The sequence below is a fragment of the Paenibacillus sp. R-74696 genome (assembly GCF_055814915.1).
Map to the genome: position 1 here is coordinate 146,581 of NZ_JBPULM010000045.1, position 12,760 is coordinate 159,340.

General features: G+C 49.9%; 11 protein-coding genes. All 11 read right to left on the bottom strand.

The genetic code is table 11. From position 1 onward, the window contains the following. Positions 1–25: 25 nt before the first annotated feature. The gene (locus ACSR9A_RS20805; protein ID WP_473759290.1) at positions 26–925 is read right to left on the bottom strand and encodes a helix-turn-helix domain-containing protein; all 900 of its coding nucleotides are present in this window, start codon (positions 923–925) and stop codon (positions 26–28) included. Positions 926–945: 20 nt separating this feature from the next. Beyond that, positions 946–1,713, bottom strand: coding sequence for a DUF3388 domain-containing protein (locus ACSR9A_RS20810; protein ID WP_046230848.1), 768 nt, complete (start codon positions 1,711–1,713; stop codon positions 946–948). A gap of 197 nt (positions 1,714–1,910) precedes the next feature. Then, positions 1,911–2,162: a DUF3243 domain-containing protein gene (locus ACSR9A_RS20815; protein WP_473759291.1), complete on the bottom strand. Its 252-nt coding sequence runs from the start codon at positions 2,160–2,162 to the stop codon at positions 1,911–1,913. A 106-nt stretch (positions 2,163–2,268) separates the two neighbouring features. Then, complete coding sequence (gene ymfI / locus ACSR9A_RS20820; RefSeq protein WP_473760202.1) at positions 2,269–2,997, bottom strand: elongation factor P 5-aminopentanone reductase; 729 nt, start codon at positions 2,995–2,997, stop codon at positions 2,269–2,271. A gap of 14 nt (positions 2,998–3,011) precedes the next feature. After that, positions 3,012–4,298: an EF-P 5-aminopentanol modification-associated protein YfmH gene (yfmH, locus tag ACSR9A_RS20825; RefSeq protein WP_473759292.1), complete on the bottom strand. Its 1,287-nt coding sequence runs from the start codon at positions 4,296–4,298 to the stop codon at positions 3,012–3,014. A 5-nt stretch (positions 4,299–4,303) separates the two neighbouring features. Further along, positions 4,304–5,614: an EF-P 5-aminopentanol modification-associated protein YfmF gene (gene yfmF, locus ACSR9A_RS20830; RefSeq protein WP_473759294.1), complete on the bottom strand. Its 1,311-nt coding sequence runs from the start codon at positions 5,612–5,614 to the stop codon at positions 4,304–4,306. A gap of 133 nt (positions 5,615–5,747) precedes the next feature. Beyond that, the gene (gene sleB / locus ACSR9A_RS20835; RefSeq protein WP_473759295.1) at positions 5,748–6,539 is read right to left on the bottom strand and encodes a spore cortex-lytic enzyme; all 792 of its coding nucleotides are present in this window, start codon (positions 6,537–6,539) and stop codon (positions 5,748–5,750) included. A 109-nt stretch (positions 6,540–6,648) separates the two neighbouring features. Next, a complete protein-coding gene (locus tag ACSR9A_RS20840; protein ID WP_473759296.1) occupies positions 6,649–9,468 on the bottom strand; it encodes an FtsK/SpoIIIE family DNA translocase in 2,820 nt (939 codons plus the stop codon). An 87-nt stretch (positions 9,469–9,555) separates the two neighbouring features. After that, positions 9,556–9,774: a YlzJ-like family protein gene (locus ACSR9A_RS20845; RefSeq protein WP_473759297.1), complete on the bottom strand. Its 219-nt coding sequence runs from the start codon at positions 9,772–9,774 to the stop codon at positions 9,556–9,558. Next, positions 9,774–10,520, bottom strand: coding sequence for a ClpP family protease (locus ACSR9A_RS20850; RefSeq protein ID WP_473759298.1), 747 nt, complete (start codon positions 10,518–10,520; stop codon positions 9,774–9,776). The genes ACSR9A_RS20845 and ACSR9A_RS20850 overlap by 1 nt, the downstream gene beginning before the upstream one ends. 83 nt (positions 10,521–10,603) lie before the next feature. Next, positions 10,604–12,745, bottom strand: a complete 2,142-nt coding sequence (nasC, locus tag ACSR9A_RS20855; RefSeq protein ID WP_473759300.1) for an assimilatory nitrate reductase catalytic subunit NasC — start codon at positions 12,743–12,745, stop codon at positions 10,604–10,606. Positions 12,746–12,760: the final 15 nt, after the last annotated feature.

The following is a 12,760-nucleotide window of genomic DNA, read 5'->3' on the forward strand; positions in this document are numbered from 1 at the left end:
CCCTATAAAATAGCTTTAATCACTGTTACGGCGTAGCCGAGACAGTCGCTTCCGGACTGCCTGTATTCGCCGATGCCGCCGGATTCAGCTGGATTTTTTTCGAGCCTGCCCGATCCCCATCTGGAACAAGCACGCCATCAACTGAAATCGTGACCAGATCGGCGCGGCCAACGTTAATATATAACGGCTGCGTCAATTCAAAGTTCAGCGTAGAGCCGTCGTTTGCATTTTCCGATAGCAGCGCGCTGCCCTTAGATCCACCTTCGCGAACTTCCATCCAGCTTTTTCCGCCAGCGACCTTGATTTCCAGCTTGTGAACGGCTGTTCCTGGACCTACATCATAATGGTCGACCTTGCCGATTTTCGATGAAAAAGTAACCGTCACATCCTCCTGAATCGTCGGAGTAGGAGATGGAGTAACCGTAGGTGCAACAGCACCCGTTGTCGCTCCAGCTTCCGGTGTCGGCGTAGGCGGCGCAGATTCATCGGTAATTTTCGTTCCTTGATCGATCATATCAGACGGTTTGTCTTTTTGATTTATGACAAAAATCCATACGACCGCCACAATCAAAATCAAAAATGACCACATCATCACATTAAAGCCTAGCTTGCCAATACGGTCAGAGCCGACAGACTGTACGCGTCTGGGCGGCCTTGTCGTAACAGGCTCCGTTAACGTCTCTGTAATGGTATTCGGTACTTCCTTCTCGTGCAGGCGCAGCACCTCTTCGGTATCAAGTCCTACAGCCTCGCAATAATTTTTCACGAAGGCCCGTAAATAGAAGCTTCCCGGCAGCACGCTGTGATCGCCGGTTTCAATGGCTTCGAGGTAGCGTTTGCGAATTTTCGTCGTTTCCTGAATATCGTCAAGCGTCAGCCCGCGTTCTTCACGCGCCTTGCGGAGCAGCGCTCCAAGATTAGACATGCCTGCTTCCTCCTTTCAGCTTAAAAATCATCCGAGTAATTTGCAGTGAACGATTCGTACGTTATTTCCTCATCCGGCGTATTGCGCAGCTCTATTATAATATCAAAATGGCTGTGATCGTATTGGGATTCTTTAATAAAAATATCGGGATGCTCAATGACCTTCGTCGAAGGCATAGCCATAATTTCCTGCAGCAAGGCATGATGTCGCTCATTGGAACGAATCGTACTCACAATGCCGTCGATGATAAAAATATTATTTTCGTTCATTTCTTCTTCCGACAGCTGGCTTCTTACCGTTTGGCGCAGAAGCGTAGAAGAAACAAACGCCCACCGTTTATTAGAGCATACGCTGCCAGCGATGATGGATTCCGTTTTTCCTACGCGCGGCATGCCACGTAAACCTATAACCTGATTACCTTCACGTTTAAACACTTCGCCAAGAAAATCAACGAGAATACCAAGCTCATCCCGTGTGAAACGGAATGTTTTGCGATCGTCAGAATCACGTTCGATATATCTTCCATGGCGCACAGCCAAAATATCTACGATAGTTGGTGTACGCAGCTTGTTCACTGTAATGTTATCAACCTTTTTCAGCATTTTGCCGAGCAGCACGATTTTTTCTTCATCATCAGTTTGCAGCAGCATGCCACGCGTCCGGTCTTCCACACCGTTAATCGTCATTATATTTACTTCCAGCATACCAAGCAAAGAAGCTATATCACCGAGCAAGCCTGGCCTATTCTTATGTATCTTATATTCCATATACCATTGTTTTGATTCCAGCCTAATCACCATCCCAGCACATTGTTGACCATACATATCCAGTTGTCCGTCAAAATCTTATTCTACAATTTTCGCCACAATCCTGCAACCTCACATCAAAACTATTGAAACGGTTGCGGCCTTTGCCGGCATTTATTATTCATATTCGCAGAAAAGCCTCCGTGCGGGAGGCTTTTCTGCGAATAACATGTAGCGAATTACGCCTTTTGTACCAGCTTTAACATGAGACGGGCTAGAACTTTGCGCTCGGAATCGTCGCCTGCATCCCACAGCTCCTTTAATACGCGCTGCTCCTCATTTTTCGGATCGACCTTTTCATCGAGAAAAGATCCGATTTCGAAGGCCAGGTTCGCTATGGACTCGTCGTCCATACCGATTTGCTTCGCATGCTGGACCTTGTCAGCCAAAAACTGCTTCCACGTATCGAAGTTTGTAAGAACGGTTGACATTTTCCTTCGCCTCCTTGTGTTGTGAAGAATCATCAACAGTTATTATTCTGCTTCGATAAGAGGCAGATTATGCGGAGCTTGTAACATTAGAAAACAGCATTTTTCCTTACGTATGCCAGCCGCCATTCGGGCTGATGACTTGGCCTGTAATGTAGGAGGATTCCGGCAGGGAAAGAAAATAAACGAGCGAAGCAACTTCATCCGGCTGGCCCAGACGGCCCAGCGGAATCTCCTGCTCCAGCGCTGTTTTCTCATCCTCATTAAACCCATCCATCATTTCCGTGTTGACCGCACCTGGGGCAACCGCGTTGACCGTAACGCCCGACGGAGCCAATTCCTTAGCCAAAGCTTTCGTAAAAGCGTTCATTCCTCCCTTGGAGGTGGAATACAGCACTTCACAGGAGGCGCCCGATATCCCCCAAACGGAAGATACATTAATGATTCGGCCAAAACGATTTTCGATCATGCGCGGCATGAAAATCTGACTGCACAAAAACATTCCCTTGAGATTGACGGCCATCAGGTCGTCCCATTCTTCCTCCGATACGTCCATAAGCATGCCGTAATGCGCGATACCGCCATTATTGACGAGTATATCAGGCATTCGGTTATGCGCCTCAAGCTTGTCTCGCATGCGCAGCAGCTGCTCCTTGGAGCGCAAATCAGCGGTAATGGTCATCGCATCTCCGCCAAGCTGCAAGCATTCCCTCGCAGTTTCATTTGCCGCCTCATGGGCATTCAAATAATGGATGACGACATTCATGCCTTCTGCCGCGAAGCGCCGCGCAATTGCGGCGCCGATGCCACGGCTTCCCCCTGTAATAAGCACAGTCATCTCCCCCAGCGTCTTCACGCCTCAGGCTTCTCCACTATCGATACCGCCAGCTGATTAAAATCAAAATGCTCACGCAGACGCTCATTCGCCTGCTCAAGCGTACAGCTTTCATACAATGGCAGCACATCAAACATGTCACTGTCGCGGAAGCGGTAGCGCGTAAATTCGCCAGCGATGGATTCAGGGGAGTTCAGCATCCGCAAATAACCGCCGATTTTTTTCCTTTTAGAGCGTTCAAAGGCGATTTCATCCAGTCCGTTCTCTAGCGCCTGCTCAATAGCAGCCTTAACACGAGCAAGCAGCTGCTCTGGATCTGGCGTATCTCCGCCAAGTACCGAGAACGCATAGCCTGGATTTGCATTATATTCGGTTCCAAAGGAATCGGATATGAGCTGGCTTTCATAGAGCTCTTCATACAAAGCTGAGCTCGGTCCGAACAAAACATCGAGCATCAGCTTGGAGGTAACTTCCTGACGCAGCAGTTGCTCACTGGATAACCCCGTATTTTTCTCCTTAAAGCCAAACATGCATTTCGGCAGCGATACCGGAAGCTTCGTCACTTTATGCGGTGTTTTGACCGAAGTCGGCTCTTCCTCAAACAATCGGCGAATTTCGCCCTGCGGCGTGAAGTTTTTGGCTGCCTGATTGTTCCTTACCAGATCAAATACTTCCTTCGCATCTACGCCGCCAACGACGAACAGCAGCATATTGGATGGGTGGTAAAAGGTTTCATAGCACTGGTACAGCGTTTCCTTGTCAATTTGATAAATCGACTCCACAGTGCCGGCTATATCAATATGAACCGGATGGGTATGGTACAGCGCATCAATGAGCCCAAAATAAACGCGCCAGTCGGCATTATCCTTGTACATATTGATTTCCTGCTCAATAATGCCTTTTTCCTTGTCCACATTCGTATCGGTGAAATAAGGATTTTGCACAAAATTAATGAGCGTCTCCAGGTTGGCAGGAATTTGCTCCGTCGCCGAAAACAAATATACCGTGCGGTCGAAGCTTGTGAAAGCATTAGCGGAAGCGCCTTGGGACGCAAACGTAGCAAAAATATCGCCCGTCGGCTCCTCGAACATTTTATGCTCCAAAAAGTGAGCAATTCCGTCCGGCACTTTGACCGCTTCCCCTTCGCCGACTGCGAACCAATTATCTACTGAGCCGTATTTCGTGGAAAATGTAGCGTATGTCTTATGAAAGCCCTCTTTAGGCAGCACTATGACTTCAAGTCCATTATCCAGCACTTCACGATAAAGCGTCTCCTGTACGCCCTTATATTCCAATGGTTGCACGGTGGTTACGCCTCCTTCCGATCACGCAAATAATAAATCGTATCGAGCTGCACATTTTGTGCGACTCTGACAATATCAGCAGCGGTAACAGCCTGCACCTGCTCAAGCAGCTTCTCGGCGCTTCTTTCCTTACCGGACAGCACCGCATTAAAATCGTAAGCGATCATTTCATAAGCAGAATCCTGAAGCTCGCGCAGATGGTTCGCTATCATTGCTTTCGTCTGGCTCATTTCAAGCTCGGACAGCTCGCCTTGACGCATGCTCTCAAGCTGCTCGCGAATAATTTTGACCGCTTTCTCATAGTTCTCTATTTCGATACCTGACTGCACCGTGCATATGCCTTTATGTCCATCCAGACGGGAAGCGGCATAATAAGCCAGGCTTTCCTTCTCGCGCACATTCAAAAACAGCTTGGAGTGAGGGTATCCGCCGAGCACACCATTATACATAAGAGCTGCTGCATAATCATCATCCCCATAAGCGACACCTGTACGCAGACCCAAATTCAGCTTCCCTTGAGTCACATCCATTCGCTCTACAACCGTATGAACCTCGCGCACCTGATGAGTAACGTCTGCCGCTGGATAGCTCGCCGCTGCTCCGTCAGCCAGCTTAAACGCATCACGTACGTAGGCTGTCACTTCCTCAAGCGTAGTATCGCCAACTACGTACAAATCGAGCGCCGCTTCCCCAAGCCATGTCTTGTATTGCTTATGGAGTGATTCCGGGGTTATCCCTTCAATCGCAGCAAGCTTGCCAAGCGGATGCAGCCGATAAGGCTCATTCGCGCACATTTCTTCAACGCATCGCTCAGCGGCATAGCGGATTTTATCATTGACGATTGACTCCAGCCGTTTCGTCAGCGTCACTTTTTCCGCATCGACATATTTACGGCTGAATGCGCCATTCTCGAGCAAAGGCTCGGTCAGCACCTCGCCAAGCAGTCCCAATGACGCTGCAAGCAGCGGCGTGTCGGATGCTACGAATTGATCGTTAATGACATCCATGCGGAATTGGACGATTTGAGAATCTCCACGCTTATATACATCAAAGCCGAAGCCGGCACCGTACAAATCATCGAGTCGCTCGCGAAATGCTTTCGTCTCAGGCGTCGCCGCCGTCCCTCTGCGCAGCACAAAAGGAATAAGAGCTGTCTCTGTAACCGTATCTTCTGCAAGCACGCGCCCGGCAAACAAGGAAATCGCGAACGTCTTGAAACGCTTAGTTGGCAGCACATGCAGCCGTATTCGACCAAATTGTCCTCTTTCGAAAAGTGTCACCTTCGCTAGCTCCTTCCAAACTAAATTTTTATGCATACGAAAAGCATAACGTTCTATGCTTCAAGTAAATGTATTCCAATTTCGAGTATCCTATACCATTCTAACCGATGCGAAAAGGAAGAAGCAACCAGAGCTGCGTTAAGGCAGAACGGTTGCTTCTGTACAGGCGCTACATGCAAAAAATGTGCTTGCCTATCGTTTTCACTTGAGGCCTGGTCCATATCCACTTAGAGGTTGCCGTTTCTGGATTAAAATAATACAAACAGCCATTTGATGGATCCTGGCCGTTTATCGCATCCATAACCGCACGGCTAGCTGTTTCATTTGGCGTCAGCCAAATTTGGCCATCCGCTACCGCGGTAAAGGCACCCGGCTGAAAAATAACGCCCGAAATCGAATTCGGAAAGCTAGTTGATTGCAGGCGATTTAGAATGACCGCTGCAACGGCTATTTGCCCTACGTAGGGTTCGCCTCTAGATTCCCCGTATACGGCGTTCGCCATCAGCTTCAAATCATTGGCGCTGAGACCCAGCTTGTTGGACTTGGAAAGCGAGCTTCCACCTCCGCCGCCATTGCTAGGAGCAGCTGTATTCCCCGAACCAGCTTGTCCGGACGACGAATCTGCTGCTGCTGTCGGCTTCCAAGCTTTGGTCGCTTCCCAAAGCTTCAGCTTTGTCGAAGCCCCGACCACCCCATCCGACTTCATTCCAAATTTCCATTGGAACCAGGTAACGGCATTTTTCGTGCTTGCTCCAAACTGCCCATCTACTTTCCCGCTGAAATATCCCAGATGTTTCAGCCTGCCTTGCAGCTCGTACACATCCTTGCCCGAGGAACCAATCTTGAGCGTTGCACTGCTGAATGTCTCCGATGTCTTAACTTGATTCATATGCCGGAGTGAGTAGGAGCCGAACAAGGCGATAACGAGCACTGCGGTTATGACCATTAGTCTTTTTTTCATAGAAGGATCTGCCTTTCTCTTACAAGATAGTACGCTAATTAACAGCGTTGCCTAAGTCTAGTATGAGAAATCAGTCCAGCTTCTATGCAAAATTTTTCGCTGCTGGCATTTAAGAGCTAATTCGCCCCGCTTCGAGCTGATCTATTGTAAGCAGCACCTCACGCGGCTTGCTGCCTTCGTATGGACCCACAATATGACGGGCTTCCATCTCGTCAATGAGCCTTGCAGCCCTAGTGTAGCCAATTCGCATACGGCGTTGAAGCAGGGAGACCGACGCTTGCTTTGCTTCGACGACGATTTGAACGGCCTGATCATACAGCTCGTCCATGACCTCTTCAGAGCTAGCCGTCTCCTCGTCAATTTCCGGTACAAGATCTTCCTTGTATTCCGCTTCTGCCTGCCCTCTGGCGTAACCAACGAGCGCCTCGACCTCCTGATCGGAAAGGAATGCTCCCTGTACCCGCGTTGGCTTGGAGGTACCCATTGGCAAGTAAAGCATGTCGCCGCGGCCAAGCAGCTTTTCCGCTCCGACCATGTCGAGTATCGTTCGTGAATCGACCTGAGAAGACACACCAAAAGCAATTCGCGATGGAATGTTCGCTTTAATGACACCGGTAATGACGTCAACAGACGGACGCTGAGTCGCAATAATAAGGTGAATGCCTGCCGCGCGAGCCATTTGCGCAAGTCTGGCAATGGCGTCCTCGACATCGTTAGCCGCTACAATCATTAAATCGGCAAGCTCATCGACAATGACGACAATGTAAGGCAGAACCGCTTTCGGATTATCTGCCATTAAAGTGTTGTAGCCCTCAATATTACGAGTTCCCGATTTTGAAAACAGCTCATAGCGTTTTTCCATCTCGACAACGATTTTCTTAAGCGCAAGCGATGCACGACGCGGATCTGTTACAACAGGAGCCAGCAAATGCGGTATACCGTTATAGACGTTTAGCTCCACCATTTTCGGGTCAACCATGAGAAACTTAACTTCATCTGGCGTTGCTTTGTACAAAATACTAGTAATAATACCGTTTATACAGACTGATTTACCGGAACCTGTCGCTCCCGCTACAAGCAAATGGGGCATTTTTGCCAAATTGCCCACGATTGGCTTGCCCGCAATATCACGGCCAAAGGCAATCGACAGCTTGGAAGGCGATTCATAAAATTCCTTTGTTTCCATTACTTCTCGCATCGTAACGATGGAGATTTCCATATTCGGCACTTCTATCCCGATAGCCGACCTTCCTGGAATAGGCGCTTCCATCCGAATATCCTTGGCTGCAAGCGCAAGTGCGATATCATCAGTCAAGCTGACAATTTTACTAACCTTGACGCCCGATGCCGGTTCAACCTCAAAACGGGTAACGGCTGGGCCGATAACGGGATCAAGCACCTTCGCCTTCACGCCAAAGCTTTCGAGCGTCCGCTCTAGCTTAAGCTTCGCCTCCATGGAACTTGAGCCAATGCCGCCTCTGACCATATGGCTAGGCTTGGACAGCAAAGTAAACGGCGGTAAAACGTACGGCTTGACCACTGGCACACTTGATGGTGCTAGCGCCGGCTTGCTTTCCGCTGCTTGATGATTCACTTCAGTTGTGCCAGCATTAGAGCCAGATACAGCAGTAGCAATCTGTTGGCTCTCTGCCGCTCTCACGCCATCCAATAGAGGTTCTTCATACTCTTCGATATCCTGTTGAACAGCCTGCTCAAATTCCTCATTCATCTGCTCAACTGCATTATTTTCCGCTTCCTCTGCTTCGTTTCCTTCTATATGTACCAGCTCTTGCTGCTCCTGCGTTTCTTGCGGTCTCCACGGCTCTGACCATTCCTGCTCATCAGTTATGTCGGTATGAGCGTATGACTGAGCAGCTTTGGCAGCCAAATCCTCCTGCTCGCTAGGCCATAAGCTAGCGCTTGTCTCTGGCATCGGAGCTGCGGATGATGAAGCAATAGTACCGGTCGATGTTTGGGCAGCAGATCCGTTCTGCTCATTGTCCCAGTCCTGATCCTGATCCCAATCTTCCGCCCAATGCGGTACTGCCGCGCCTTCTTCGCCACGACCAGCCTCACCATGAAGCGGCTCATCCTCCAGTTCCCATTCGTCATGGCTTGCGGCAGCTTTCGTCTTATCGGATTGCCTCCAGGAGAAAAACAGCGACTTTTTATTTTTGGCAAGGCGAGGCACAAAATCTTCATCATCATCAATCGTATTGTCCGAAGTGAGCACGGTGCTTGCTCCCGATACTACACTTGCATTTCTAGATGATTGCGCCGCAGCCCGCTCGGCGGAATAATCCGACCATTTTGCTGCGAGCAGCTTGAGCATACGAACAAAGCGGGTACGAAGCGTCTTGAACAGCTCCACATAGGACTTCCCTGTAATGAGCATAATGGAAATTGCAATCATGACGAGCATTAGCAGCTGGGCGCCAATTTTACCAAATAAGGTGAAAAGCACGGAATATTGCAGCGCTCCAACGTAACCTCCGCTAATTGCCTTGTCCTTAAGCGGGCGCAAATCCTGCGGATTGGAAGCAAGCAGCTCTCCCCTTAAGTCGCTGTCCAGCTGATTCAAAATCACCTTGCCGGACAACAGCGTCGTATCCCCCAGCTTGCGGTCAATTTCCGCAATGGAGCTCCACAGCGTAAAGGCTAACACGAGCACAAGCATGCCTGTTTTCCGGTTCGACCATCCTTTCGGCCACATTCGTTTGACCATCACGACCAGCCCCACATATATGCCAATCAGCGCAATCACAAAGTAAAATTTACCCAGAAAGAGGCCGAACAGTTTGGACAATGAACGTCCAACCGTCGCCTCTCCCGATAAAGCAATAATCGATACCGTAATGAGTAAAATACCGTAAACCTCATATTTCAAATTTGCTGCGAGCGATTTCTTGCCCCTTCTCTTCTTAGCCAACGTTCGTCACCCCCGGTAAAACATTATACCATAGGTGGACAAATGTTCCTATTCGTTCGTTAGTCCCTTAAACCGGAAAATCCATTTTCAATATTTGACAACAGCTCCTGGCGAAAGCTGCGGATTTAAGTAATCATCCAGTCCGCAATGAATGAGCCGAATGACTTTGCCCATCCCTGGCGCAATAGGCTCTACCTGCATATAAACGCCATCCACCCAAACTTCGCGGCCCTGATTGATTTTCTCCTCCGCCTGCCAGCCTGCAAGCACTTCTTCCAGCGGAACAATCGTATACAGAACGGACATTAGTTAAACACCCCCGGCATACCGGCCACCCTGCGCTGCTCTACCAGCCGCCTAAGCTCCCGAAGCGCGTCGCCAAGACCTCCTACCGCATCAATCAAGCCATGGCTCACCGCGTCTCCGCCGACGACGGTTGTCCCGATATCGCGCGTCAGCTCGCCTGTTTTAAACATCAGCTCTTTGAAAGTCGCTTCCGGAATCTTGGAATGCATCGTAACGAAGCGAACGACGCGCTCCTGCATTTTATCCAAATATTCGAATGTTTGGGGAACACCGATCACGGTGCCATTTAAGCGAATGGGATGAATCGTCATCGTTGCTGTCGCAGCAATGAACGACATGTCGCCCGCAACTGCTATTGGAACACCTATCGAATGCCCACCGCCGAGTACAAGCGTAACGGTCGGCTTTGACAAGGAAGAAATCATTTCAGCAATAGCGAGCCCCGCTTCCACATCGCCGCCAACTGTATTGAGAACGATCAGCACACCTTCGATCTTCTGGTTTTGCTCGGCAGCGACCAGCTGCGGAATCAAATGCTCGTATTTTGTCGTTTTGTTTTGCGGTGGCAGCACCATATGCCCTTCAATCTGTCCAATAATCGTCATGCAAAAAATATTGGACTCGGCCTGCGGAATGCTCACCTGGCCCAGCTGCTGCAAAGCGTCAAGCGCCCCAGCCGCCTTTTTCTTCTCTTCATCATAAGGCTCAGGCTGCTCTCCTGTTAAACTCATTGAATACGGCCACATCGGCGAATTCCCCCTCTTGAACAAGGCTAATACCGTTTTGACAGAACCTACGGCTCGTCATAGTATGGGAATGTCGCATTTATTTATGCTTGATGCTCCTGTAAATATTCAATGTATGGCCGGATGCTTACCGCACTTGTCTTAAAGTCCGGCATTTTGCAAAAAGGGTCCAACTGTGGACTAGTCGCCCGATTTACATTTTGCACACCGCCCCAGTGCATGGGAATAAATACGGTGTCCTCACGAATGCTGTCCGCCACCTTGCAGCGTAATATGACCACTCCCCGCTTCGATTGCACAGCTACCAGCGAGGCATCTTCAATGCGGTATTTCTTTGCAGTATTAGGGTGAATCTCCAAATGATTTTCCACATTTCTCGCTTCCAGCGCAGGGCTGCGGTGCGTCTGCACGCCCGTCAAGTAATGGGACAGCTGCCGTCCATTGGTCATAAGCAGTGGAAACTCACGGTCTGTCTTTTCAGCCGGGGAATCGCTCGCAACCGTTTGGAAGGCGGCTAGCCCATCCTCATGGGCAAAAGACTTCTCGAACAGCCGTTTCGTACCCGGATGATCAAGCGATGGACAAGGCCAATAGATGCCCTCCTCCTTGCGCAGCCGGTCATACGTAATGCCATAATAATCGGCAAGCCCGCCCTTGCTTGCCAAACGCAGCTCATTAAAGATTTGCTCCGAATTTTCAAAGGCAAAATACTCGCCGCGGCCAAGCCTCTTGGCCAGATCGCATAGTACTTCCCAGTCATGACGGGCTTCGCCAGGCGCAAGGCGACCCGCTTCTCTAAGCAAAACGCGACCTTCCAAATTGGTCATCGTTCCGGTATTTTCCAAATAAGCGGATATTGGCAGCACAACATCAGCTAGCAGCGCCGTTTCGGACAGAAACATATCTGCTACGACGGTAAAATCAAGCTTGGCGATTCCTTCCTCCACGAGCGTTGCATTCGGATTCGAGACGATTGGATTCGAGCCCATGACAAGTAGAGCTTTAATCTCCTCACGATGCACCATTTCCATCATTTCATAAGCGGACACCCCTTTGCCGGGGAGCTCCTCTGGGCGAATGCCCCAGACGCTCGCCACATAAGCGCGATCACGCTCATTTTCGATCAGTCGATAGCCAGGAAGCTGATCAGCCTTTTGACCATGCTCTCGTCCCCCCTGTCCATTGGCTTGACCGGTGACCGCCCCGTAGCCACAGCCCTCACGGCCGATTTTCCCCGTTGCCAGCACCATATTGAGAAAATTCCGCACCGCCAAATGACCATCGGCATGCTGCTCAACCCCACGTGCAGTAAAAACCATCCCCGTCTTCGCCTCACCAAATGCGAGCGCAGCGAGGCGTATGAGCGACTCGGAAACACCAGTGCTTTCGGCAATATCAGCCAAATTCAGCGCCTTTACATGCTGCTCCAGCTCTGCGAAGCCTTTCGTACGGCTGCGAATAAACCCCCGATCAATGAGTCCCTCGTCAAAAATAACTTTTAGCATGCCATTCACAAGCGCAGCATCCATGCCTGGCTTCACCTGCAAATGAATGTCCGCAAGCTCGGCCGTTCCCGTCATTCTTGGGTCAATGACAATGAGGGTCGCCCCGTTTTCCTTTGCCTTTGTAAAATAAGGCATTAGCGTCGGCTGGCATTCCGCTATATTCGTTCCGGCAAGAATCAGGCATTCCGACCGTTCGATTTCCTTCAACTGATTCGTTAATCCCCGATCAATACCAAACGTCTTGCTTCCTGCGGAAGCGGCCGCAGACATACAGAAGCGTCCATTATAATCAATATAGCGAGTACGCAAACCAACACGAGCGAATTTGCCAAGTAAATAAGACGTTTCATTCGTCAACGAGCCACCGCCATATAAAGCGACGGAATCCACACCATGCTCGGCCTGCAAAGCTTGGAAACGGCTGGAAACCAGCTCGAGCGCCTCTTCCCATGTCGCCTGCACAAGTTTCCCCTCCCGTCTAATGAGTGGATGAACAAGGCGCTCGCGATGCAGCGCATGCTGATGCGCATTCATCCCTTTCACACATAGCCGTCCTTCCGATGCGGCATTCGGGATCGCTGTCACCTTATAAGCAAAACGTCCAGCCGCCGAGCGCTCCTCTTCGACGCGCATTTTGCATTGCACGCTGCAAAAAGGGCACTGTGTATCCATGACTGCCGTTATTTGCGCTTTCGGCTCAACTACTTTTAGCTCTATCATTATTTTTCCTCCCTA

Coding starts and splice junctions, on each gene's coding strand:
- ymfI (WP_473760202.1), bottom strand. CDS start 2,997: ATGACTGTGCTTATTACAGGGGGAAGCCGTGGCATCGGCGCCGCAATT.
- ACSR9A_RS20815 (WP_473759291.1), bottom strand. CDS start 2,162: ATGTCAACCGTTCTTACAAACTTCGATACGTGGAAGCAGTTTTTGGCT.
- ACSR9A_RS20805 (WP_473759290.1), bottom strand. CDS start 925: ATGTCTAATCTTGGAGCGCTGCTCCGCAAGGCGCGTGAAGAACGCGGG.
- sleB (WP_473759295.1), bottom strand. CDS start 6,539: ATGAAAAAAAGACTAATGGTCATAACCGCAGTGCTCGTTATCGCCTTG.
- yfmF (WP_473759294.1), bottom strand. CDS start 5,614: ATGCATAAAAATTTAGTTTGGAAGGAGCTAGCGAAGGTGACACTTTTC.
- nasC (WP_473759300.1), bottom strand. CDS start 12,745: ATGATAGAGCTAAAAGTAGTTGAGCCGAAAGCGCAAATAACGGCAGTC.
- ACSR9A_RS20850 (WP_473759298.1), bottom strand. CDS start 10,520: ATGTGGCCGTATTCAATGAGTTTAACAGGAGAGCAGCCTGAGCCTTAT.
- ACSR9A_RS20845 (WP_473759297.1), bottom strand. CDS start 9,774: ATGTCCGTTCTGTATACGATTGTTCCGCTGGAAGAAGTGCTTGCAGGC.